Origin of the sequence: Roseateles amylovorans (genome assembly GCF_025398155.2) — a bacterium.
GTDB classification, from domain to species: Bacteria; Pseudomonadota; Gammaproteobacteria; order Burkholderiales; family Burkholderiaceae_C; genus Roseateles; species Roseateles amylovorans.
Window position 1 is genome coordinate 4813878 of the sequence record NZ_CP104562.2, and the last position, 24914, is coordinate 4838791.

The following is a 24914-nucleotide window of genomic DNA, read 5'->3' on the forward strand; positions in this document are numbered from 1 at the left end:
CCCCAGAGGTTGGGCAGCAGTCCAACTTCTTGGGGGGCTTTTTCATCTCAGGGCCGCCTTTTGTGGGCGCCGCTTTTTTGATCGCCGCCTTTTGTGAGCGCCTGCTTCTAAAAGCGCGGGCTCTGCTCAGTCTCCGTCACGGCAGCGTCAGCGCCGGTCCTTGAAGTCACCGACGGTCGACGTCACAAAGCCATCCAGCCGGATATGCCGGCGCCAAGCCGCGTTGACCTGCTCGACGGTCAGCGCCTGAACCTGCGCGTCCTGCTTGTCCTCATCCGCCCAGGTCTCGCCCTGATCCCTTTGCGAGAGCAATCCGGCGGCCAGTTCGCCATCGTCGGCACGAGCCTGGCGACGAGCCTCCATGAGATCGGCCTTGGCGCGACGCAGCTCGTCCGGGGTGATGCCTTGCTCGCTCATGCGGCGCAACTCGTCTCCGACCAGCGTCAGCATCCGTTCCCGGTTTTGTGGTGCGAAGCTGCCTCCGATGATCAGCTCGGCATCGTCGCCGAAGTGGGCCGCAGACAAGGAGGCGCCCACCCCGTAGCTCAGCCCCGCCTGATCCCGCACCCGCACCGAGAGACGACTCTCCAGCCCGCCGGCGCCCAGGATATGAGTGGCCACGACCAGCGGAAGATAGTCCGGATGGCGGTCGTTGAGCGCGAAGTCCAGCCGCATGCGCATCGCCGCACTGGTCTTGTCGCGGGCGACCGCGTCAAAACGGGCCGCCGGAATCTGATCCGCCTTCCCGATGTGGCGCACGAATTGCGGCGCCTGTGGCTTCTTCCACGCGCCGAACAGCTGCTCCACGGCGGCATCCAATCCGTCCGGCACCGCGCCGACAACGGCCACATGGGCATCGTTCGCCGACCAGTAGTCGGCATGGAAACGCTGGATGTCGGCCAGGCTCGTGGCCTTCACATTCGCAACCTGCTCGTCGATGGAACGCAGATAGTCCGGATCGGTCGGACCCACACCGCGGGCGCGGTTGTAGTGATCCCGCACCGCTGCCTGCCTGAGTGTTTCAAGCTCCTGGCGGGCGCCCTCCAGCGCTGCCAAGGCCGACGCACGTTCCCGTTCGAACGCGTCCTGCGGCAACAAGGGACGTTGCATCAATTCCGCAGCGACCTGGAGCGCATCGATCAGCGTGTCCTGTTCGGCGCTGATCACGAGCTCAGCCCCCTGATCGCCACTGCGGATGTTCAGGTTGGCCTTCAACTGAATCAACCGATCCTGCAATGCCTGCTTGGACAGTCCAACCGCGCCCTCCGACATCAGACTCGCCACGACCTCCGTCCCGAGGTGCTGAAAGGTCTCGCGACGCTCGCCCCAACGCAGCTTCATCTGCAAGGTCACCGTCTTGCCGCGGGTGCGTTTGGTGAGCGTGGACAGCGCGATGCCTGAAGGCAACTGACGGGTCACGGTTCGATCGGCCAGATGCTTCGGGGTCGGATCGAAACGTTCGCCGTCCTCCACCTTGGGTGGCCCCGTCAATCCCGCCAGGCGCTGATCCATCGGCGGTGCCAGCGGGATCTCCACGCGCTCGACCGCCTCGGACGGGAGGTAGCGGCCCAAGGTGCGATTGGCCGGCCGCAGATAAGCGCGGCGCACCCGTTCCACATCCTGCAGCGTGACCTTGGGCAGGTCTTCCATCAGTTGGAACAGCAGACGCCAGTCGCTCACCCCCAGGCTGGAGATCTGCTGAATCAAGGCTTCCGGATTCTTCATCTGCTCCCGGTAGCCGGTCACCGCCAGATCGCGCACCCGCGCGAGTTCGGCTTCATCGAACGGGGCGACGTTGCGGCCTTCGACAATGTCCAGCAAACGCGCCTCCACCGCGGCCCGGTCAGCATCGGGCGGCAGGACGGCGAAGGCGCGGATGCCACCCGCGTCAGTGCCGCCCAGACCGGAGAGGCCGGCCGTCAAGGCCAGGCGGGGCTCCACCAGCGCTTTGTACAGTTGCCCGCTCGGCTCCAGGGACAGCAACAAACCCAGCACGCGCAAGGGTGCCGAATCCGGGTGGGCAAAGGCGGGCACATGGTAGTAGGCCATCAACGCCGGTTGTCCGCCGATGCGGCGAACCACGACGCTGCGCTCACCATCCTGCGCGGGCTCGACGGTGTAGGGATGCGGAATGGGGAACTTGGGGCGCGCCACCGGACCGAAACGCTGACCGATGAGCGCCAAGGTCTTCGCCACATCGAACCGCCCCGCCACCATGAGGGTGGCGTTGTCGGGGCGATAGAAACGCTTGTAGAAGGCCTGCAGGCGCTCGATGGGCACATTCTCGATGTCGCTCTTCGGGCCCAGCGTGTCGTGGCCATAGTTGTGCCAGTCGTAGGCCACGCCCAGCACCCGCGAATTCAGCACCTGCAGGGGATCGTTCTCCGCCAGCTCGAATTCATTGCGCACGACCGTCATCTCACTGTCCAAGGCGGACTTGGCGATGAAGCTGTGAACCATCCGATCGGCCTCGAGGGTGAGGGCGAAGTCCAGGGTCTTGGGATCGGCGTTGAATTCGGCGTAGTAGTTGGTGCGGTCGGCCGTCGTCGTGCCGTTGGCGCGCATGCCGCGCGACGCAAAGTCCACATCGATCCGGCGGTGGGTGGGCGTGCCCTTGAACATCAGATGCTCAAGCAGATGGGCCATGCCGTATTCACCGGACGATTCATGCCGGCTGCCCACCCGGTAGGTGATGTTGACGGTGGTGGTGCTCTGAGCTTCGTCCGGAAAGAGCAGGATCTGCAGGCCATTGGGCAGCCGGTATTCGGAAATGCCGCCGAGTTCCCGCACGAAGGTGGGTTGAGTGGCCCCCGCCTTGGCGCTCGCCTTGGCCGGTGTGGGGCCGAGCTTGCGAACCCCCTGAGAGGCCGACACCTTGTTGGCCGCGCTGCTGGGCGTGACCGTCTGCGCCTGCAGTCCGCCCGCGGCGAGGGACAAGGTCACCGCGGCGGACCACACCGACCAACGCATCGACCGGCGCACGGTCAGGGATCGCGAATACAAAACTGGGAAATGCATCAACCACTTGCTCCGTCACTTGCTCTGAACCAACCGCCCATCGCGGCCCGTCGCAAATTCTGAAGGCGATGGACCCGGGTCATCTGCAAACCTCCGGTGAATGCAGCGTGCGAACGACGTCCGCTGAAAACTCCATAAACAGGCTATGGCCTTCCGTTCGCGCGACAAGGTATCGATGCACCGCCATCTGCGCGAGGCGCACGAATCGGCCGAAGTGGCCGGGACGCCATGGCTTTCAGCCCTTGCATGAGGGAAGTCATGGCCCGCTTTGAGCACAGGCGTTCACCCCATTGTCATCATCGGCCTCAGCCTCATGAATTGACGGAGAGGTGGACCGGTCAACATGACTTTTGTCCGATGGATAAAGGCCTTTCGTCGATTGCACTTCGTCCGGTCAGGCCGCAGTTCGTCGCGGGAAATCGCCGCTACAGCCCCTCATCCGAGCGCTCTGTCGCGGCGCGCTGTTGCTGCGCTTCGGGTCTGCCTAACCTGCAGTCAACCGTTCAAAGGCCCGCGAGGATGCGGATCGGGACGGCAACCTCAGCAGCTCAAGGAGATCCGTCATGTCCACCCCATCCATCCGCCTGTCCACGACCCTTTCGGCCGCTGCATTCTCGGCGCTGTCGCTCATCGCGGGACTGGCCCAAGCGGCACCGAACGATCTGGAGCGGGTCGAAGTCAGCGGACGTCGTCCTGGCGAGGTCGCCCACACGAATGTGCGGGCCACCTGCCCGGGCGTCGAGCAGGCCCTGTCCACGTCGCTGGCACTGCCCCAGGCACGCGAGCAGCGCGAAGGTGTGACCACCGTCAGCTTCCGCCTGAGCGGCAACACCATCACCGAGGTGCTGCAACGCGGTGGCCCCTATGAGTACCGCAGGGATGTGCGCCGCGCCGTGCACGCCCTGACTTGCCAGACCGACGGCGCCGACAAGCTCTATGTGATGCAGATCAGCTTCCGCAATGTCGACAACACCGACGACCGCAGCAGCCAGCGCGTCGCGTTGCTGGATTGACTGGCGCGTCAGCAAGAGGCGTTTCGGTGATCGACGCTTGATCGGCGGCGTCTGCGCGCTCCATGCCGAACGACCGCCGCCCCGTCGAAGAGGCTTTATGCATCGGGCATCGGGCATCGGGCATTGAGCGTCAGGCGTCAGACATCGATTCGATCGCTGACCGGATCTGCGCGTCCAGCGCCTCCAGCGGCAAGGCCAGACGTGCCGCAGCGCCAGCGTCGACCGCACGGCGGCGCTCGCCCCACACCGGATTGGGGAAGTGACTGTCCCAGTCGAACCGCGCGATCACATGCCAGTGCAGGTGCGGCACCACGTTGCCCAGGGCCGCGAGATTGATCTTCGTGGGCGCCAGCGTGCGCCGCAGCACCTGCTCCACCTGCAGCACGGCCGCCATGCACGCGGCGCGCTCCTGCGCGTTCAGGTCGCTGAACTCGGCCACATGGGCGGTCCAGACGACGCGATAGAAAGCGGGGAAGTCCGCATCCTCGGCGCGAATGACACGAAAGCGTGGCTGCGAGGCCACCCACACGCCGCCGACGTCGCGGCAAAGAGGGCAATCGGGATGTTCCATGGGAAGGGTCGCGGCAGACCGCTGGCTAAGATCCGGCCACTCTAGCCGACGACACCAGGAGATTCGCCCATGCCCGCAAGCCCGACCGATGCACAAGGCGCCTCCCTGTGGACGGGACTTCGGATGCGGCAAGCGGGGACGGCATGCCCTGCGCAGCGGCGCATGATCGGCGCCAGTGCCAGTGCCAGTGCCATCGGCCATCCCGGTGACTGCGCCGTCAGCGCCATCGCAGCCATCAGCCGGGCCGTCACGCGTGGCGCCGCCTCGGCCGTGCTCGCGTTGCCGATGCTGGTTGTGTCGCTGGCCGCATGGCAGCCGGCCGCCGCGCAAGCGGACACCTGGCCGAGCAAGCCGGTGCGATGGGTCGTGGCCTATCCGGCGGGCGGCGGGTCGGACTTCCTCGCGCGTCAACTGGCGCCGGTGCTTGGCCGGCGACTCGGCCAGACGCTGATCATCGACAACCGCCCTGGTGCGGCCGGCATCCTCGGCACCGACAACGCGGCCAAGTCCGCGCCGGACGGCTACACCCTGCTCACCGGCGACAACGGCGCCATGGTGTTCAACAGCGCGCTCTACAAGAAGCTGCCGTATGCAGTGGGCGATCTGGCACCCGTCGGCTTCATGGCCCGCTTTCCGCTGCTGCTGGTGGTCAATCCGTCGGCCGGGTTCTCGTCGGCGCAGCAATGGCTGGAGAAGGTCAAGGCGCGGCCAGGACAGTACAGCTATGCCTCCCCCGGGATCGGCAGCCCGCATCACCTGGCGATGGAATTGCTGAAGGACCGCACCCACAGCGACATCGTCCATGTGCCGTATCGCGGCACCGCGTTCTCCACGCAGGACCTGATCGGCGGCACGGTGCCGATGGGCATCCTGGACACCGCCGCCGCCCTGCCCCATCTGCGTGCCGGCAAGCTCAAGGCACTGGCGGTGCTGTCCCCGCATCGCATCGCCGCCTTGCCGGAGGTGCCCACCTTCGACGAGCTGGGCATCAAGGACGTGGACGTCAGCGCCTGGCAGGGCCTCTTTGTCCCCAAGGGCACGCCGGACGCGATCGTCGCCAGGCTGTCGACTGAACTCGTCAAGGCCTTGAACGAGCCGGAGCTCAAGGCGCGGCTGGAAGCCTTCGGTCTGGAGGTCGCACCCGGCAACCCCGGCGACCTGGCGACATTCATCCAGCAAGAGACCCTGCAGTGGCATGCACTGATCCGGCGTCGCGGCATCAGCGCGGAATAGGCCGCGACCGCCCGGGCCATCCCAGCACGCACCTGACGCCGCGCCAAGGGGCATGACCTGCCCCCGCCGAACGACATGGTGGACCGGATTCGCGCTCGGTCGGCCTGCGCCTGATGGCGGACCGGTCAGTGCTCGCCTACTTTCCGAGGCTTGTCATCGTTGAGAACGGACGTACGCGTCCCTCTGAGGCCTGGGGCGAAGGCCGCCCTTGGTAGCGCTGTCATAGGCCCGCGCATTACTTCACGTGAACGGTGAATAGATGCGGGTTATCCCTGGCAACAGGGGGTCCAAATGGGTCGCTAATCGCTCAGCGGCGAATAAAGTTTGATCTGCGCGCAGTGAAGAAGAAAAAAGCGCGCTGGAGACCTCCCGATCACTCCCTCGCTTTCGCACCCGCCCGGTGCCCCTTTGCCATGAACTGCCTGCTGCCATGACCACTGCCAAGAATGTCCGAACGACCGTCGCTCGCCGCGTCTCCCTGCTGGCCAGCGCTTCGATCGCCGTGCTGCTGGTGATCATCTGCGGCGCCCTGTCGTGGGTGCTGACCAACCAGGCGCGTGAACGTACCTTCGACTACATGGCCAGCGAGGCCTCGTCGGTGGCCCGCGTGGCGGATGCACTGGATCGCACCGCCCGGGATTCCGCCAACAAGCTCTACGACGTGCTCGCGGCGGACCTGCAGGACGGCAAGTTCACGCAGGACGCCGACGGCGAACTGTCCTACGACGGTCGCAAGCTCAACGACAACCTGGAGCTGCCCGACGGCTTTACCCGCCGCACCGGCGGTGTGGCCACCATCTTCGCCAAGAAGGGCGACGACTTCCTGCGGGTCACCACCTCGCTGAAGAAGCAGGATGGCTCGCGCGCCATGGGCACGCTGATGGGATCGGCGAACCCGGCGTTCGCCAAGGTCTCGTCCGGTCAGACCTATGTCGGTCCGGCCACGCTGTTCGGCATGCCCTACATGACGCGCTACACGCCGGTGAAAGACGCGGGCGGCAAGATCGTCGGCATCCTGTTCATCGGCTTCGACATGCGCGGACTGCAAGACGAGCTGGTCCGCCTCTCAGACGCAGTCAAACTGTTCGACACCGGCGGCCTGTACCTGTTGGATCCGGGCAAGACGCCGGCCGACGCGCAACTGCGCGCGCATCCGACCCAGCAGGGCAAGAAGCTGGCTGAGGTGCTCAAGCCGGAGCAGGCCGAGCAGCTCCTGAAGACGCTGACGACCGACAAGGACGGCATGCTCGAGGATGTGACCGCCGTCTACAGCGACAAGAACAAGGATGCCTTCGCCGTGGCCCGCCGCTCCGAAGCCACCGGCTGGTGGGTGGTGGCGGAAGCCTCGCGCTCCAATGCCCTGGCCTCGCACTACAGCACGCTGTGGGCGCTGTGGGGCCTGATGCTGGTGGCCGTGGTGCTGCTGGGCCTGGGCGTGACCTGGCTGCTGGGCCGCTGGGTGGGACAACCGCTGGACAAGCTCAACCGGGCCGTGGCCTCTGTGGCGGCCGGTGATCTCACACAACCGGTGGTGATCCATCAGCAGGATGACCTGGGCGCGCTGGCCGAAGGCGTCGAGCGCATGCGGCTGCAGCTCTCGCGCACCATCAGCGAAGTGCGCAATGCCAGCGACAGCATCGGCACCGCCAGCGCCGAAGTGGCCGCCGGCAGCCGCGACCTGTCCAGCCGCACCGAACAATCGGCCAGCCATCTGCAGGAGACCGCCTCCGCACTGGAAGAGCTGGCCAGCTCGATGAGCCAGACCGCCGCCTCCGCCGAGCAGGCCCATCAACTGGTGGGTGACTCCGACCGTGCCGCGCAACGCGGCGGCGAGGTGGTGCAGCAAGTGGTCCACACGATGGACGCCATCAGCGCGGCCAGCCGCCAGATCAGCGACATCATCGGCACCATCGACTCGATCGCCTTCCAGACCAACATCCTGGCGCTGAATGCCGCAGTGGAAGCGGCACGCGCCGGCGAACAAGGCCGGGGCTTCGCGGTCGTCGCGGCGGAAGTGCGCCAGCTGGCGCAGCGCAGTGCGGAAGCGGCCAAGCAGATCAAGGGCCTGATCACCACCAGCGGCGAGCGGGTGGAATCCGGCTCACGCCTGGTCGGCGACACCGGTGCGGCGATGCAGGCCATCGTCTCCAGCGTGCGCCGGGTGACCGACATCATCGGAGAGATCTCCACCGCCTCGCGCGAACAAGCGCAGGGCGTGAACCGCATCAACGGCGCCGTCGCGCAGCTCGATCAGGGCACGCAGCAGAACGCCGCATTGGTCGAAGAGAGCACCGCCGCTGCCGAGAGCCTGCGTGAGCAGGCCCACAGGCTGGTGGCTCAGGTCGGCCAGTTCCGCGTCTGATCGACGCCCCCGCGCTCGCACGCGGTTGACTCGGGTACGGCGCGCTTCGGCGCGCCGTTTTTTTATCGGTGCATCGGTGCATCCGTGCATCCGTGCATCAGCGCAATCGCGAACGCAGCAAGGGATCGATCAAGACCAGCTGGTCGACGACGATGCCGGCAAACAGCGCCGCGCCCTTCGGGCCCAGATGCGTCCGGTCGAACACCGGATTGGCAGCCCCCGCGCGCTCGGAACCGGACGATGGCTGCGCCGGTGCATCCGCAGGCTTCGGCGCCATGGCCAGGGTATCGGCCTGGGCCTCTCCCATGGCCTGCACCGCATCGACGCTGACGGCGTTCAGGTCCAGCAGCGGCACCCGACGATCCTCAGCAATCCGTCGGGTCGTCTCCGCCCACGGCCGGAGGTCGTTCTTCAAGCGGCCTTGCGGATCGAAGCTGCGACGCGTCAACGGCGTGACCAGCACGATCTGGCCGCCCGCGCCGATCACGTCGTCCACATAGCCGCTGAGGTTGACCGGGAACTCGGTCGCCAGATCGGTGGATCGACCGGGCTTGCCGGGCTGATCGTTGTGGCCGAACTGCAGCAGGACCAGATCGGTCTGGCCCGGCGCGCGCGTCTTCAGCAGCGTCATGACCTGGTCCCACAAGCCCTCGGCACGGAAGCTCTTGCTGCTGCGGCCGCCTCGCGCCAGATTGACGCAGCTCACCTCCGGCTTGAAGCGCGCGCACAGGGCATCGCCATAGCCGCTGCGCGTCGCCATCGTCGAATCGCCGACGAGGATGATGCGCAATGCGCTGCCTGATGGGGTCGTTGTGGACGCCAACGAGGCCGCCTGACCGGCGCCCGGAGCCGACGCGGACGATGCCCGGGCTGACGTCGGTGTCTGTGCCGTCGCGGCCCCTTGCGTCTCCGGCGCGGCCCCGCAGGCAGCCAGCGCCAGTCCCCCTGCCCCCGCGAGCAGCCAGCCGCCGATGCGCCATGCCCGCTTCGCGGGCGGCCGGGTCGCGTCGTTCGCCATCATGCGCAGGCCCCCGTCAGGTCGACCATGACCTGCGCCGGCACGATCGCGCCTCGGTGCTGAATCACCCGGGCGGCCACGCGGTTGCCGAAGCGCGCTGCGGAGCGCGCATCCTCTCCCGCCAGGCGCCGCGCCAGATAACCGCCCGCAAAGGAATCGCCGGCAGCGGTGGTATCGATCACCTGAGCGACCGGCTCGGTGGGCGCCTCCAGCCAATCGCCAGTGCCTTCTGCGGCGCGCACCAGCGTGGAGGCGGCGCCGCGTTTGATCAGCAGCTCCGGTGGCGGCAGCTCCTGCGCGCTGGCGATCGCGGCGGCCAGGCTCGGCAGTTCGAACAGCGCCTGGTGGTCGTCCGCCGTCACCAGCCCGATGCTGGCGATCGACAGCGCCTCGGTGAACATGCGCCGGGCCTCCGCGCGGTCGGGCCACAGGCGTGGGCGATAGTTGTTGTCGAACACCACCGCAGCCCCGCGCGCCCGCAGGGCACGCATCAATGCGAAGAGGCGCTGTCGGCCCTCCGGCGGCAGGATGGCCAGGCTGATGCCGCTCAGGTAGAGCGCATCCAAGTCATCGGCCTGCGCCTCCAGCGGCGTCTGATCGACCTCGAAATAGGCCTTGGCCGCTGCGCTGTCGCGCCAGTAATGGAAGCTGCGCTCGCCGGTGGGATCCACCACGATCATGTAGAGCCCCGGCAGCCGCCCGGGCAGGCGACGTACCAACCCGGTCTCAAGGCCTTGGTCCGCCCACTGCGCCAGGAGGCCGTCGCTGAGCGCGTCGTCGCCCAAGGCCGTCGCGTAGGTCACCTCAATGCCTGCCGCGGCGCCGAAGCGTCGGAGGTACACAGCGGTATTGAGCGTGTCGCCGCCATAACCGAGGGTGTTCGGCCCGAAGGCGCCGCCCTGCAGTTCCAGCATGCATTCACCGATCACCGCCACCCGCTTGCCCATGGAAACTCCGTTTTTTGAAACGTCGTTTCGGATTTTGGACCAAGAGCGTCACGCCCCCGCCCTGGGGCAGACCCTAGGGAAGCGCGTCAACGCGCGAGGAACCAGCGCCCCAGCAAGGCGCGCTCGTCGTCGGTGATGCCGGTGGCGTTGTTCAAGGGCATGGCCTTCTGCACCACCGCCTGCTGGTAGATGTCCTGGGCATGCTGCTCGATCAACTCGGGCGTGTGCAGTTGGATGCGCTTGGGCGCCAACGCGGCGTTATGACAGGACTGGCAACGTTGCGACACCACCTGGCGGACCTGATCGAAGGTGGGGACTGCCGGCATGGCGGACGAGCCCGCCGCGAGCGCCACCGCCGGGGCAGGCGCGGGTTTGAGCCCCACGATGAGGCCGCCGAGCAATCCGGCCACCAACACCAGCAGGGGCCAGGCATTGACGCCTTTGTGGCGCTTCACGAACCAGGTCCGCACCAGGGCACCCGTCAGCATCAAGGCGATCAACACCAACCAGTTGTGGGAATGGCTGTAGAGCATCCCGTAATGGTTGGAGAGCATGGCGATGAGCACCGGCAGCGTGAAGTAGGTGTTGTGCACGCTGCGCTGCTTGCCCCGCTGGCCGTGGATCGGGTCCACCGGCCGACCGGCGCGCATGTCCGCAATCACCTGCTTCTGGCCCGGAATGATCCAGAAGAACACGTTCGCGCTCATCATCGTGGCGATCATCGCGCCCACGATCAGGAATGCCGCACGCCCTGAAAACAGCTGGCAGGCGCCCCAGGCCGCGACGGCCACCACCAGCGCGATCAAGCCGAGCACGATGCCGTCGTTGCCGATCGAGCCATCGGCCTTGCGGCCGAAGCGGCGACAGATCTGGTCGTAGATCAGCCAGCCGCCGGCCAGGAATCCCAGCGCCGACGCCACCGCCGCGGGTGCCGACCAGTCGTGCACGCGCTTGTCGATCAGATAGGTGTGGGCGTTGAAGAGGTAGAGCAAGGCGAACAGCGCGAAGCCGCTCATCCAGGTCCAGTAGCTCTCCCAGTAGAACCAATGCAGGTGCTGCGGCAGGTGGGCCGGCGCGACCATGTACTTCTGTGGGTTGTAAAAGCCCCCGCCATGCACGGCCCACAGCTCGCCGTCCACGCCTTTGGCCTTCAGGTCCTCCGCCTGCGGCTTGATCAGGTGGTTGTCCAACCAGACGAAATAGAAGGAGGCACCGATCCAGGCGATGGCCACGATCACATGCAACCAACGCAGCAGCAGGTTGGCCCAGTCAAGCAGATAGCTGTCCATCTAGGGAGCACATTCAACAGAGACCGAACCACCACTGCGGGCGCTGTGGTCCGGCAAGCGTCGCGCTGAAATTCGGGGCGCCGCGGCGACGTCTGGAGAAACCCTGTCGCCCATGGCGTCGATGGCGTCGATGGCGTCGATGGCGTCGATGGCGTCGATCGTGCGCCGACATGGCGCCGATATGGCCCCGACATCGCCCCGACATCGCGCCCCACCATGAGGTGACTTGGACGACGCAGATACCGGCGCTGAAGCCCGTGGATGCTGCAGGAGTTCTCAGGCGTAAAGTGTATACAGTTCAGATGCGGTTTCGCATGGCCCGCATGGCAGTTCCGGGACGATTCTGCGACGCACGCCCGCCGCGCAACGCGCCGGCACGCCCCAGACACCCGATTTGCACCACGACCCGCACGGCAGCAAGGCAACCGACGCGGGCCGATTCGCAACGCGATGCGGCTCAACCCAACATCAGCTGCGCGACCGCCGCCAGCGCGACCACTTCCGGCTGCTTGCCCGAGATCCCGGGAATGCCGATCGGACAGGTGACCTGCGCCAGTTCCTGCGCACTGAAGCCGCGGGCTTCCAACCGGTGCTGGAAGGTGGCCCACTTGGACTTGCTGCCGATCAAGCCGATGAAAGGCAGATCCCCGTGCTCGCGCTGCCGCTTCAGACAGGCCGCAAGGATGTCCAGATCCTCGGCATGGCTGAAGCTCATGATCAGAACGCGAGCGCCGGCGGCCAGCGACGACACGGCACCCTGCACCGGCTCGGAATGCTCGCTGCGGACGTTGTCCGGCATCGGCGCTGGAAACACGCCGTCGCGGCTGTCGATCCAGTGGACCTGTACCGGCAATCGACCGAGCAATTCGACCATGGCGCGGCCGACATGCCCGCCGCCGAACAGCGCGATCGGCCGCCAGTTCGATTGCGCACCGAGCCGTTCCGCCAGCGTGTCGATGGCCGACGCGTCCAGCCATTCGAAGCACAGCCAGACGACGCCGCCACAGCACTGTCCCAGGCTGGGGCCCAGGGCAACACGCTGCCGCACATCGACGCCCCCACCGGCCGCCAACGCCGCGCGGGCCTTGGCCTGTGCCTCGAACTCCAGCTGTCCGCCGCCGATGGTGCCGATGAGCTCGGTCGCCGTCACGGCCATCCATGCGCCGACCTCTCGCGGGGCGCTGCCCTGCACCTCGTCCACCCGCACCAGCACGGCCGGCGCCTGCGCGAGATGAGCAGCGAGTGTCTGCCAAGGACGCATCGGGCTTGGCGCTCAGCTGCCGCGATAGGTCGAATACGACCAGGGCGTGGTCAACAAGGGCACGTGATAGTGCGCCGATGGATCCGCAATGCCGAAGTCGATCGGCACCTCGTCGAGGAACGCGGGCTCGGGCAGGTCCACCGAGCGCGCCTGAAAATAGGCCGCAACCGCAAACACCAAACGGTAGCGACCGGCCAGCAGGGCCTCGCCCTCCAGCAAGGGCGCATCGGCGCGCCCGTCGGCATTCAGCGCGATGGTTTTCAGCAGTGTGGCGAGGCGAGCCGCCTTGACGGGCCGGCCTGCATCGCCCGCAACGCCTGCATCGCCTGCATCGCCTGCAACGCCCGCATCGCCTGCAGCGCCCGCAGCAGTGAGCCGATACAGCCGCACGGCCATGCCGGCAGCGGGGCCGCCGTGCATCGTGTCCAGCACATGGGTGGTGAGCTTTCCCATCGCGATCTCAGAGGCCGCCGCGAGGCCAGCCACCATCAAAATGAAGTCCAAAGTGTATACACTTGCGAGCCCATGAGCGCACTCGATTCCAGCTCCACCCTCAAGGACGGCACCGCCGGCTCGGTGACGGAGCGCATCACCGCATCGATCACGCAGGCCATTGTGGAGCGGCGTCTGATGCCGGGCACCAAGCTGGTCGAGCAGCAGTTGGCCGACATCTTCGATTGCTCGCGCACCCTGGTGAGACAGGCGCTCAACCAGCTCAGCCGCGACCGCCTGGTGCGACTCGAGCCGGCGCGCGGCGCCTTCGTGGCCGAGCCCAGCGTGGAAGAGGCGCGGCAGGTGTTCGAGGTCCGCCAGATGCTGGAGGCCGCCATGGTGGCGGACCTCTGCCAGCGCATCACCCCGGCGCAGATCCGCCAGTTGCGAAGCCATCTGAAGCAGGAGCGCGAAGCCGTGACCCGCACCGATGTCCCCGGACGCACGCGTTTGCTGGCGGACTTCCATGTGATCCTCGCCCGCATGCAGGGCAACGAGGTGCTGGCGCAAATGCTCACCGACCTGCTGTCGCGCAGCTCGCTGATTGCGCTGATGTACCAGAGCTCGCATTCCGCGGCCGAATCGCAATCGGAGCACGAAGCCCTCGTGGATGCGCTGGAAGCGCGCGACAAGCGCGCCGCACTCAGGTTGCTGGAGGCCCATCTGGGCAATGTGGAAGCGAATCTGCGCCTGAACCCGCGGGTGCAGGATTTGAAATCGGTATTGAAGCTGTGACGCCGCACGAGGCCTGACAACATGAGTCGCTCCCCTTCTCCCTCGTCTACTCCGAGGTCGCCGATGGCGCCGATGCCGCCGATGCGGGCGCCGGGCTATCCGCGTGACCTGGTCGGCTACGGCGAGCATCCGCCTCATGCCCAGTGGCCGGGCCAGGCCCGCATTGCCGTCCAGTTCGTCCTCAATTACGAGGAAGGGGGCGAGAACTCGGTGCTGCATGGCGACGCCGGCAGCGAGCAGTTCCTCTCCGAAATGTTCAACCCCGCCGCCTATCCTGCCCGCCATCTCAGCATGGAAGGCGTGTACGAATACGGCTCGCGCGTGGGCGTGTGGCGGCTGCTGCGGGAATTCGAGAAACGGGCGCTGCCGCTGACCGTGTTCGGGGTGTCGATGGCGCTGGAGCGGCATCCGGAATTGACCCGCGCCTTTGTCGAACTGAACCACGAGATCGCCTGCCACGGCTGGCGCTGGATCCACTACCAGGGCATGGATGAGGCCACCGAGCGCCAGCACATGGAGATCGGCATGGAGATCATCCAGCGCATGACCGGCGAACGCCCGTCGGGCTGGTACACCGGCCGCGACAGCCCGCACACCCGCCGGCTGGTGGCGGACTTCGGCGGCTTCGAATACGACAGCGACTACTACGGCGACGATCTGCCCTTCTGGCTGCAGGTCCGCAAGACCGACGGCCAGCTCGCGCCCCACCTGGTGGTGCCCTACACGCTGGACTGCAACGACATGCGATTCGCGCTGCCGCAGGGCTTCAGTCACGGCGACGAATTCTTCGACTACCTGCGCGACAGCTTCGACGTGCTGTATGCGGAGGGCGCGGAGACGCCGCGGATGATGAGCATCGGCATGCATTGCCGCCTGCTTGGTCGTCCGGGGCGCCTGCGCGCGCTTCAACGCTTCCTCGACCACATCGAGAAGCACGACCGCGTCTGGGTCACGCGGCGGATCGACATTGCCCGCCATTGGCGCGCCACCCATCCGTTCGATGCCACCAAGGCCTTTGTGTGGGCCTGATGCCAGCACCTCGACGGTTCGCCCCTCCCCACCCACGACGCTGCCCCCATGACCCTCACGCTTGATGTCTTGAATGCGGCTGACGAGCCGGGCTTCGTGTCGCTGCTGGACGGCGTGTACGAGCACTCGCCTTGGATCGCGCAACGCGCCTTCGCTCAGCGGCCGGCGGCGGGCTTTCCCAGCCTCGCCGCGCTGAAGCACGCACTCGCCAGCGTGGTCCGAAAGGCGAGCCTGACCGAACAGCTGGGCCTGATCCGCGCGCATCCGGAACTGGCCGGCAAGGCGATGGTCAGCCAATCGCTCACCGCCGAGTCGACTGATGAACAACGCCGCGCCGGACTGACGCACTGCTCGCCCGAGGAGTTTGCGCAGCTGCAGCAACTCAATGCCGACTACAACGCCCGCTTCGGATGGCCCTTCATCCTCGCGGTACGTGGGCCGCGTGGCAACGGGCTGTCACGGCGCCAGATCATCGAGACTTTCACGCGGCGCTTGAGCGCGCACCCGGATGTGGAGCGGCCCGAATGCCTGCGCCACATCCATCGGATCGCGGAGATCCGGCTCAACGACAAGTTCGGCATCACGCCGACCTTGGGCAATCAGGTGTGGGACTGGGCCGAATCGCTGGCGCGGTTCTCCGATCCCGGCTTTGCGGAGCAGGGCCAACTGACCGTCACCTACCTCACCGACGCGCATCGCGCCTGTGCCGAGCAACTGACGCAGTGGATGCGCGACTGCGGCTTCGACGAGGTCTCGATCGATGCGGTGGGCAATGTCGTGGGCGTCTATCACGGCTTCGACGATCTTGAAGATGCCGCACCGGGGGGCGGCAGTCTTCGCTCGCATGGCCGTCGTCTGCTGACGGGCAGTCATTACGACACCGTGCGCAACGGCGGCAAATACGATGGCAGGCTCGGCATCCTGGTGCCGATGGTGTGCGTGCGTGAGCTGCATCGGCAGGGCCGGCGCCTGAAGCATGGCATCGAAGTCGTCGGCTTTTCGGAGGAAGAAGGCCAGCGCTACAAGGCCACCTTCCTCGGCTCCAGCGCGCTCGTCGGGCGCTTTGATCCGACCTGGCTGGATCAGGCCGATGCCGACGGTGTGGTGATGCGCGACCTGATGGCCGCGGCCGGTCTGCCGGCCACGATGGCGTCGATCCAGGCCCTTCAGCGGGACCCCGCGCGTTACCTCGGATTCGTGGAAGTCCACATCGAACAAGGCCCGGTGCTCAATGAGATGGACTTGCCGCTGGGTGTCGTCACCTCGATCAACGGGAGCATCCGCTACCTCGGCGAAATCCGCGGTCTGGCCTCTCATGCCGGCACGACGCCGATGGGCAGACGGCGCGACGCCGCAGCGGCCGTCGCGGAACTGATCCTCTACGTGGAAGAGCGCGCCAGCGCCGTGCCCGAGGTGGTGGGCACGGTGGGTCAGTTGCAGGTGCCCGCGGGGTCGATCAATGTGATTCCGGGACGCTGCCGATTCAGCCTGGACCTGCGCGCCACCACCGATGCCGCCCGTGACGCGCTCGATGCCGATGTGCGTCAACGGCTGGCCGAGATTTGCGAACGACGCGGCCTGAGCGTCACCCTCGAACGCACGGAAGCCGCAGCCGCGGCGCCGAGCGATCCACAGTGGCAGCAGCGCTGGGAATCGGCGGTGTCCGCATTGGGATTGCCGGTACACCGACTGCCCTCCGGCGCGGGACATGACGCGATGAAGCTGCATCAGGCCATGCCGCAGGCGATGCTGTTCCAACGCGGAATGAACCTCGGCATCAGCCACAACCCGCTTGAATCCGTCACCAACGACGACACCGAACTCTGCGTGCGCGCCTTCCAGGCGCTGCTGGAATCCCTATGACTGCCTACGACGCCCTGGACGCCTGGATTGAGGCGAATTTCGACGATGAGGTCCGCTATCTGCAAGCCCTCGTCCGCGTTCCCACGGACACGCCACCGGGCAACAACGCCCCGCATGCGGAACGCACGGCGGAGTTGCTCGCGGCAATGGGTCTGACGGCGGAGCGACATCCCGTTCCGGCTGAGCTGGTGCGCAACTACGGCCTTGAATCGCTCACCAACCTGATTGTTCGGCGCTCCTATGAGGCCGGTGGCCCGCTCATCGCCTTGAATGCGCACGGGGACGTCGTGCCCCCCGGAGACGGCTGGATCCACGATCCCTACGGCGCTGCGATCGAGGACGGGCGGCTGTTCGGCCGGGCCGCCGCCGTGAGCAAGAGCGACTTCGCCACCTACACCTTTGCGGTACGCGCCTTGGAATCGCTGGGCGTGCCGCTCAAGGGCGGCGTGGAACTGCACTTCACCTACGACGAGGAATTCGGCGGCGAGCTGGGCCCCGGATGGCTGCTCAAGCAGGGCCTGACGCGGCCTGATCTGCTGCTGGCCGCTGGCTTCAGCTACCAGGTCGTCACCGCCCACAACGGCTGCCTGCAGATGGAAGTCACGGTGCACGGGAAGATGGCCCACGCCGCCATCCCGGACACCGGCGTCGACGCCCTGCAAGGCGCTGTCGGCATCCTCAACGCGCTGTACGCCCGCAATGTGGCCTACCGTCAGGTCACGTCCAAAGTCGACGGCATTCGGCATCCCTATCTGAACGTCGGCCGCATCGAAGGGGGCACCAACACCAATGTGGTGCCCGGCAAGGTCGTCCTGAAGCTGGATCGCCGGATGATTCCGGAAGAAGATCCCGTCGTCGTCGAACAGGAGATTCGAGACGTCATCGCACAGGCGGCCGCCGCCTTCCCCGGCATCCAGGTCGACATCAAACGCCTGCTGCTGGCGCATGCGCTCAAGCCGCTGCCAGGCAACCAGCCCTTGGTCGAGGCCCTGCAGCGCCACGGCGCTGCCGTGTTCGGCGAGCCCATCCCCACCTCCGGCACGCCCCTCTACACCGACGTGCGTCTCTACGGCGAATACGGCATCCCCGCCGCCATCTACGGCGCCGGGCCCCGCACCGTGCTCGAGTCCCACGCCAAGCGCGCCGATGAGCGGCTGGAACTCGACGATCTGAAACGCGCCACCAAAGTGGTGGCGCGGGCTTTGTTCGATCTGTTGAAGAAGGCTTGATGGGGTTCATCGTTTTTCGTTGGTCGTCAGTCGTCGGTCCCTTTTCTGGCAACGCGATCAGACGCGCGCACCTCCACCTCGACCTCGACCTCCACAGGCCTCCCACCTTCCCGCCACCGAGCAAGACTCGGGTACGGGGTGGGGGGCTCCGTTCATGTCCCCCTTCGTCACCCTTACGGGTGCCGAATTCCTCCTAATACTTCACTCCGCCCCCCACCCCGCACCCGAGTCGACACGCTCGCTGTCATCCCATCCACCCCACACCCCACACCGCGCACCGCGCACCACGCACCACGCACCGCGCACCGCGCATCTTTTCCTCGACCTCTTCCCCCTCCCTCTCCTCGGCGGTGTAGTCGCCGTCACGCTTTCCCTCTTTGTCCAGGGGGTGGCGGGGTGGATGGATAGGGCGGGACGGGACGGGACGGGACGGGACGGGATGGGACGGGATGGGATGGGATGGGATGGGATGGTGCCGGGAAGAGCTGGGTGCATCGGATCCGAGGGACCGGGCCCCCTTTGCGGAGGTATTAGGAGGAATTCGTCGGACGAAGTCCGGCGAAGGGGGACACGGAGCAAAGGGGGCCCGGTCCCTCGGATCTTGCTCGGTGGAGGGAAGGAGAGCGGAGTCCCTCGGATCCTGCTCGGTGGAGGGAAGGAGAGCGCAGTCCCTCGGATCTTGCCCGGTGGAGGGAAGGAGAGCGAGGCCCCTTGGAGCTTGCTCGTTCGACGAAGGGGGAACAGCGAAGACGGAACGCCCTCTCAGGGCTTCCCCTGACTGACCTCAGGCACCCCCGCGCGAACTCGGCACAATGCGTCGGTCGCTCCGGGCCACGAACCTGGGGCGGCGCTTTTGTTTGACTCGCAGGAGTTCCGCTCATGACTTCCCGTCTCTCGCTGACCGCCGCGCTGGTGCTCGGCCTCGGCACCGGCCTGACCGCCTCGGCCCAGGCGCCGGCCGGTGCATCTTCGCCCGCCGCCGCGTCGGCGCAGGCCTTGGCCTATCCCGTCACTCGCAAGGTCGAGCAGACCGATAACTACCATGGGACCGTGATTGCGGATCCCTATCGCTGGCTGGAAGACGACAACAGCGCGGACACCAAGGCCTGGGTGCAGGCTCAGAACGCGGTCACCGACAAGTTCCTGGCCGCCATGCCGCAGCGCATGCCGGCGCGCAAGCTCTACACCGAGCTCTACAACTTTGAGAAGTTCGGTGTGCCCTTCAAGGAAGGCGGTCGCTACTTCTGGACGCGCAATGACGGCCTCCAGCAGCAATCGGTGCTCTACACCGCGCGCGCGCTGAAGGACACGCCGCAGATTGCGCTGGATCCGAACACGCTGTCCAAGGACGGCACGGTGGCGCTCTCCGGTTTGTCGGTCTCGCGGGACGGCAAGCTGCTGGCCTACGGCATCGCCGGCGCCGGCTCGGATTGGCAGACCTGGAAGGTCCGTGACCTGGACACCGGCAAGGACCTGCCGGACACCATCGAATGGGTGAAGTTCTCGTCGGCCTCCTGGACGCCGGACGGCAAGGGCTTCTTCTATGCGCGGTATGACGCGCCCAAGGCCGGCGAGGCCCTGACTGGCGCCAACTACTTCCAGAAGCTCTACTACCACCGCCTGGGCACTGAGCAGTCCGCCGACGTGCTGGTGACCGAGAACCCGGCCGAGAAGCAATGGGGCTTCGGCACCGAAGTGACCGACGACGGTCGCGTGGCCATCATCAATGTGTGGAAGGGATCGGGCCGCAAGAATGGCCTGATGCTCCTGCCGTTGGACGACAAGGGCGGCTATGCCGGTGCCAAGCCGGTCCCGCTGACCTTGAGCTTCGATGCGGAATACATCCCCGTCGCGCTCGACGGCCAGCGACTGATCCTCAAGACGGACAAGGACGCGCCGCGCGGCCGACTGCTGGCGATCGACCTGCCGAAGGACTGGTCCGCCCCCGATGGCAAGACCTGGACCACGCTGGTGCCTGAAGCCAAGGAAGCCATGGTCGGCGCCTCCGGCGTCGGTGGCCAGTTGGTGCTGAGCTATCTGGCGGACGCTTCCACCCTGGTGCGTGTGGTGGGCACCAACGGCCGCCATGTGCGGGACGTGAAGCTGCCCGGCATCGGCACCGCCTCCGGCTTCGGTGGCAAGTGGAATGACGGCGAGACTTTCTTCAGCTACACCAGCCTCACCACCGCCGGCGAGATCTATCGCCTGGATGTGGCCAGCGGCAAGACCGAGCTGTTCAAGCGCGCCCAGACCGCCTTCGATGCCAACCAGTTCGAAAGCAAGCGGGTGTTCGTCACCAGCAAGGACGGCACGAAGTTCCCGATCTTCATCGCACACCGCAAGGGCCTGAAGCTCGACGGCACCCACCCGACGCTGCTTTACGGTTACGGCGGCTTCAATGTGCCAATGACCCCAGGCTACGGCGTGACCGCCGCCACCTGGATGAAGATGGGCGGCGTGTATGTGCTGGCCGTGCTGCGCGGCGGCGGCGAGTACGGCGCCGCCTGGCATGAGGCAGGCACCAAGCAGAAGAAGCAGAACGTGTTCGACGACTTCATCGCCGCCGGCGAATGGCTGGTCTCGAACAAGTACACCCAGCCGGCCAAGCTCGCCATCAACGGCGGCTCCAACGGCGGCCTGTTGGTCGGCGCGGTGGTCAACCAGCGTCCGGACCTGTTCGGCGCCGCGGTGCCGCAGGTGGGCGTGATGGACATGCTGCGCTTCCACAAGTTCACCATCGGCTGGGCCTGGGTGTCCGACTACGGCAGCTCGGAGAATGCCGAGGACTTCAATTGGCTGATCAAGTACTCGCCGCTGCACACCGTCCACAGCGGCAAGCGCTATCCCGCCATCCTGGTGACCACCGGCGACCACGACGACCGCGTCGTGCCCGCCCACAGCTTCAAGTACACCGCGACGCTGCAGGCCGCCGACACCGGCACCGCGCCCAAGCTGATCCGCATCGAGACGCAGGCGGGCCACGGCGCCGGCAAGCCGACCTCGAAGATCATCGAAGAGCGGGCCGACATCCTGGCGTTCATCGCCAACACCTTCGGCATGGAAGTCCGCTGAAGCGGCTTGTCCAGACCCTGAACCCGGCTGACCGTGGGCGCTCTGTGCGCTGATTCACGCAAAGCCAGGAAATAGGCGCAAATTCCAGCCACTTGTTTGGCCGGATTTGCGCCTTGTTCTTTGGGTCTCAGATTTTCGCGTGACAGCGATGATGCGAAGCATGAAGACACGCCGCACCGCCCTCCCCCCGCAGACCACGCCCCCGCGTCCCTGCCGAAGGGGGGCGCCGCCGGCCCCAGACGGCCTCCACGCCGACTGACCCTCCCGATTGTCGACAGCGCCCAGGCCGCGTCCCTTCCGGGTCGCTTCACGCCGGCGCTCACGCGCTCCACACCTCGCCACGCTGCAGCACCACGCTCGATCTCGTTCGAGCGTCCAGGCGGCGTCCTGCGCTCTTGCCCGACCCACCGCCCGTGGGTCGGGCTTTTTTTCGTGCAGATGCGCCGGGATCAGCCCAGGTAGCGGGACTCGAGGTGCCGGCGGAAATGCGCCGGGTTGAGCGACTCGCCGCTGGCGCGCTGCACCAGCTCCGGTGTCTCCCACCGGCTGCCCTGGCTCCAGATGCGAGCCTGGAGCCAATCGAACACCGGGGCCAGGTCGCCGCGGGCGATGTCATCGTCCAGGGTGGGCCGTTCGCGGCGCATGGTGGCAAACCACTGCGCGGCATACATCGCGCCCAGGGTGTAGCACGGGAAGTAGCCGAACAGCCCGGCGCCCCAGTGGACGTCCTGCATCGGACCATCCTTGTAGTTGCCGCGTGTGTCCAGGTCGAGCAGTTCCCGCATCTTGGCGTCCCACAGCGCGGGGATGTCTTCGACCTCGATCTGGCCCTCGATCAACGGGCGTTCGATCTCATAGCGCAGGATCACATGGGCGGGATAAGTGACCTCGTCCGCATCCACGCGGATGTAGCCGGGGGCGACGCGGGTCATCATCTTGTTCAGGTTGTCTGCGGAGAAAGCCCGCTGATGACCCAGGTGCCGCGTGACCAGCGGCTCGAGCAGCTTCGCAAAGCCGGGATGGGCGGCGAGCTGCATCTCGAAGGACAGGCTTTGGCTTTCATGCAGACCCATGGAGCGCGCATTGGCGATCGGCAGGCCCAGCCACTCGCGGGGCAGGTTCTGCTCATAGCGTCCGTGGCCCGTCTCATGGATGGTGCCGGTGAGGCTTTGCAGGAAGCTGTCGTCGCGATAGCGCGTGGTCATGCGCACGTCTTCCGGCACGCCGCCGCAGAACGGATGGGCACTCTCGTCCAGCCGACCCGCCTCGAAATCGAAGCCCAGCAGCTTCATCGCATCCAGGCCCAAGGCGCGTTGCGCAGCGGCCGGGAACGTGCCCTGCGGATGCAGCATCTGCTCGTCGGCCTGACGCGCCATCACCTGGCGGATCAGGTCGGGCAGCCATTGGCGCAATTCGCCGAAGACGCGATCCACCTCTGCGGCACGCATGCCCGGCTCGTACTGGTCGAGCAAGGCGTCATAGCGGCTCAGGCCGGAATCCTCGGCGAGCAGTCGGGCCTCCTCGCGCGCCAGCCGGACGACCGGGCGCAGGTTCTCCACATAGCCGGCCCAATCATTGGCGCCGCGCTGGCTGCGCCAGGCATGCTCACAATGGGAATTGGCCAGCGATTTGGCCTCCACCAAACTTTGCGGCAGCGCATTGGCCGCCCGCCAGACGCGATGCATCTCCCTCAGCGAAGCGCGTTGCACCTCATCCAGCGGTTCCTGCTCGGCCGCCGACAGCAAATCACGCAGCGCCGGATCGGTGGCCTGCTGATGCAGCAAACCGCCCATCTCTGCCAGCGCCTGGGCACGGGCCTCGGCCCCCTTGGCCGGCATGAAGGCGGACTGGTCCCAGGACGCAATCGACTGCAGATGGTTGAGCCGGTGCAGGCGCTGATGGCGCTGGCAAAGGGCCTCATAGGCGGGCGTGCGAGACGCGGTGCTGGTGGGGGTGCTCATTCGAAATCTCCTGTCGGTCACCGGCGCGCAGAAGGCCGACCTGGGGCGGTCGCGTCCATCGGTTCGCTACCGGCGGTCCGGAAGTGCTGGATGTGTCGCACATTGTGGCGGCGGATCGGCCTGCCGGCCCAGCCCCCCGAATTGGCGAGAACACCTATGCGCAGGATCCGTTCGGGGGAGGCGGGAGCGCCGGCGGACGCCCACCCTGACCTTGCCTGCCGCGTCAGCCCGAAGCGCTGTCAGCGCAGCAGGTACACACCCAGTGCGGTCATCAGCAGGTAGCGGGCGAACTTGCCGATCGCCATGTAGCCCAGGCACGGCCAGAACGGCAGCCGCAGCCATCCCGCCAGGGCGCATAGCGGATCACCGACGATGGGCAACCAGCTCAGCAAGCAGGCCTTGGCGCCAAAGCGACGCAACCAGCCCAGTACCCGTTGATCGCGCGGCGTGTGGTGCGTGGCCGCTTCGTAGGCACGTTCGGCACCCCAGCCCATCCACCAGCTGATGCCCCCGCCCAAGGTGTTGCCCACCGTGGCCACCAGAATGGCGGGCCAGAACAATTCGGGCTTGGCATTGACCAGCAGCAGCACCACCGGCTCGGAGCCCAGGGGCAACAGGGTGGCGGAGATCAAGGCGATCACGAACACCGCACCCAACCCGACTTGCGGCAGCGATAACGCTTCCAGCATCAGGTGAATCATCTGTTGCAGCCATGCTTCCATGCGTGGGATTATCCGAAGGCATTGCGGAGGAGTCCGTCAGCGCCGCCCTCTCCGTCACAACGAGAAAAGAGCACAAGAGCGGTTTGACGATCGATTGAGGTGCTTATGTCCGTTCGCAGGTCGGTTCGCAGCCTGGCTGCAGCCTGGAGCGCGGGAATCGCGATTGTGCTGCTGGGCTCGGCAGCCTGTCCGCGCCTGAGTTCCCAGGCCCATGCCCAGATGCCCGCGGTCCAGTCTGCACCGGCTCAGGCAAGCCCGATGCCTGCCGCTGCGGCGGTGGCCGGCTGCACGCAGTTGATCGCCTCAGGCAACCCGCAATACCCACCGTACCTCTGGCGCAATCCGGACGATGAGCAGCGACTCGTGGGCGCCAATGCCGAGCTGATGCAATGGCTGGCCAAGGAAATCGGCATTCCGATCGACACACGGTATGTCGGCCCGTGGGGGCGGGTGCAGGAAGAAATGCGCGCGGGCCGGATCGACCTGATCGCGGGCGCCTTCTTCACCTTGCCGCGCACCGACTACATGGACTACTTTCACCCCGCGTTCCGCGAGACGCGATCGGTGGTCTGGACCCGTGAGGACAGCGCCCTCCTCTACAAGCGCTGGGGCGACCTGACCGGACGGCAAGGCGTCACGGTGATCAACAACAGCTTCGGTATCGAATTCGACGACTTCGCGCGCAAGTCGCTCAAGGTCACACAGGTGGCCAGCATCGAGCAAGCGATCCAGATGCTGCAGCGAGGCCGGGCTGACTACATGATCTATGAAGACGCGCCGGCCGAAGCCTATGCCGCGCGCATCGGCGCCCCCTCGATCAAGGCGCTGACGCCGCCGGTCGCGCATGAGGGGCTCTATCTGACGCTGTCCCACCGCTCCCGCTGCAACTCGCCGGAATTGCGTGGCCGGCTGGCGCGAGCGGTCTACAAGCTGAGTCAGGACAAGGTGATGAACCGCTTCGTGGACCAAGGCCTGCTCCTGTGGCGCCGGCAATCGGCGCCCTGAACCGCGCATGCCGTCGCAACGGCTCGTGACATCGGTCACGCGAACCTCGAATGCGCCATGCACGAGATGCGGGCGGCGCGCGCACGCGCCAAAT

The 24914-nt window shown here is 66.5% G+C and carries 18 protein-coding genes; 9 read left to right on the top strand and 9 right to left on the bottom strand.

Going from position 1 to position 24914, the window contains the following annotated elements; translation table 11 throughout:
• Positions 1-147 precede the first annotated feature (147 nt).
• On the bottom strand, positions 148-3018 hold the full coding sequence (locus tag N4261_RS19975) for a M16 family metallopeptidase (protein WP_261757013.1): 2871 nt from the start codon (positions 3016-3018) through the stop codon (positions 148-150).
• Between the two features lie 563 nt (positions 3019-3581).
• Between N4261_RS19975 and N4261_RS19980 the strand changes: the two genes are divergently transcribed.
• Positions 3582-4031, top strand: a complete 450-nt coding sequence (locus N4261_RS19980) for a hypothetical protein (RefSeq protein WP_261757014.1) — start codon at positions 3582-3584, stop codon at positions 4029-4031.
• A 130-nt stretch (positions 4032-4161) separates the two neighbouring features.
• On the opposite strand, the gene N4261_RS19985 is transcribed toward N4261_RS19980, so the two are convergent.
• Positions 4162-4602: an HIT family protein gene (locus N4261_RS19985; protein ID WP_261757015.1), complete on the bottom strand. Its 441-nt coding sequence runs from the start codon at positions 4600-4602 to the stop codon at positions 4162-4164.
• 69 nt (positions 4603-4671) lie between these two features.
• On the opposite strand from N4261_RS19985, the gene N4261_RS19990 reads away from it, so the two are divergent.
• Together N4261_RS19990 and N4261_RS26095 are read left to right on the top strand one after the other, a co-directional pair.
• Positions 4672-5835 (top strand): Bug family tripartite tricarboxylate transporter substrate binding protein, encoded by a 1164-nt coding sequence (locus N4261_RS19990; protein WP_261757016.1) that lies wholly within the window; start codon positions 4672-4674, stop codon positions 5833-5835.
• A 430-nt stretch (positions 5836-6265) separates the two neighbouring features.
• Positions 6266-8197 (top strand): methyl-accepting chemotaxis protein, encoded by a 1932-nt coding sequence (locus N4261_RS26095; protein WP_290428833.1) that lies wholly within the window; start codon positions 6266-6268, stop codon positions 8195-8197.
• Between the two features lie 97 nt (positions 8198-8294).
• Here the strand turns inward: N4261_RS26095 and N4261_RS20005 are convergent, their stop codons facing one another.
• The 5 genes from N4261_RS20005 to N4261_RS20025 form a co-directional block, all read right to left on the bottom strand.
• Entirely contained in the window at positions 8295-8987 is a 693-nt protein-coding gene (locus N4261_RS20005) for a rhamnogalacturonan acetylesterase (RefSeq protein ID WP_261757017.1), read from the bottom strand.
• A gap of 227 nt (positions 8988-9214) precedes the next feature.
• Entirely contained in the window at positions 9215-10162 is a 948-nt protein-coding gene (locus N4261_RS20010) for a sugar kinase (RefSeq protein ID WP_261757018.1), read from the bottom strand.
• Positions 10163-10248: 86 nt separating this feature from the next.
• Complete coding sequence (locus N4261_RS20015; protein ID WP_261757019.1) at positions 10249-11451, bottom strand: urate hydroxylase PuuD; 1203 nt, start codon at positions 11449-11451, stop codon at positions 10249-10251.
• A 457-nt stretch (positions 11452-11908) separates the two neighbouring features.
• Positions 11909-12712, bottom strand: coding sequence for a xanthine dehydrogenase accessory protein XdhC (gene xdhC, locus N4261_RS20020; RefSeq protein WP_261757020.1), 804 nt, complete (start codon positions 12710-12712; stop codon positions 11909-11911).
• 12 nt (positions 12713-12724) lie between these two features.
• A complete protein-coding gene (locus N4261_RS20025; RefSeq protein WP_261757021.1) occupies positions 12725-13165 on the bottom strand; it encodes a hydroxyisourate hydrolase in 441 nt (146 codons plus the stop codon).
• A gap of 72 nt (positions 13166-13237) precedes the next feature.
• Here N4261_RS20025 and N4261_RS20030 point away from each other — a divergent pair, with 72 nt between their 5' ends.
• From N4261_RS20030 to N4261_RS20050, 5 genes are all read left to right on the top strand, one after another.
• The gene (locus tag N4261_RS20030) at positions 13238-13939 is read left to right on the top strand and encodes a GntR family transcriptional regulator (protein WP_261757022.1); all 702 of its coding nucleotides are present in this window, start codon (positions 13238-13240) and stop codon (positions 13937-13939) included.
• Positions 13940-14002: 63 nt separating this feature from the next.
• Positions 14003-14968, top strand: coding sequence for an allantoinase PuuE (puuE, locus tag N4261_RS20035; protein ID WP_261757023.1), 966 nt, complete (start codon positions 14003-14005; stop codon positions 14966-14968).
• A 48-nt stretch (positions 14969-15016) separates the two neighbouring features.
• Positions 15017-16831, top strand: a complete 1815-nt coding sequence (gene uraD, locus N4261_RS20040) for a 2-oxo-4-hydroxy-4-carboxy-5-ureidoimidazoline decarboxylase (RefSeq protein WP_261757024.1) — start codon at positions 15017-15019, stop codon at positions 16829-16831.
• On the top strand, positions 16828-18060 hold the full coding sequence (locus N4261_RS20045) for a M20 family metallopeptidase (protein ID WP_261757025.1): 1233 nt from the start codon (positions 16828-16830) through the stop codon (positions 18058-18060). Before uraD ends, N4261_RS20045 begins: the two co-directional genes overlap by 4 nt.
• A gap of 879 nt (positions 18061-18939) precedes the next feature.
• Complete coding sequence (locus N4261_RS20050) at positions 18940-21132, top strand: prolyl oligopeptidase family serine peptidase (protein WP_261757026.1); 2193 nt, start codon at positions 18940-18942, stop codon at positions 21130-21132.
• 449 nt (positions 21133-21581) lie between these two features.
• Here N4261_RS20050 and N4261_RS20055 read toward each other — a convergent pair whose 3' ends face one another.
• The gene (locus N4261_RS20055) at positions 21582-23093 is read right to left on the bottom strand and encodes a carboxypeptidase M32 (protein WP_261757027.1); all 1512 of its coding nucleotides are present in this window, start codon (positions 23091-23093) and stop codon (positions 21582-21584) included.
• A 239-nt stretch (positions 23094-23332) separates the two neighbouring features.
• The gene (locus N4261_RS20060) at positions 23333-23815 is read right to left on the bottom strand and encodes a YqaA family protein (RefSeq protein WP_261757028.1); all 483 of its coding nucleotides are present in this window, start codon (positions 23813-23815) and stop codon (positions 23333-23335) included.
• Positions 23816-23920: 105 nt separating this feature from the next.
• Between N4261_RS20060 and N4261_RS20065 the strand changes: the two genes are divergently transcribed.
• Positions 23921-24820, top strand: a complete 900-nt coding sequence (locus N4261_RS20065) for a substrate-binding periplasmic protein (RefSeq protein WP_261757029.1) — start codon at positions 23921-23923, stop codon at positions 24818-24820.
• The last annotated feature ends 94 nt before the right edge of the window (positions 24821-24914 follow it).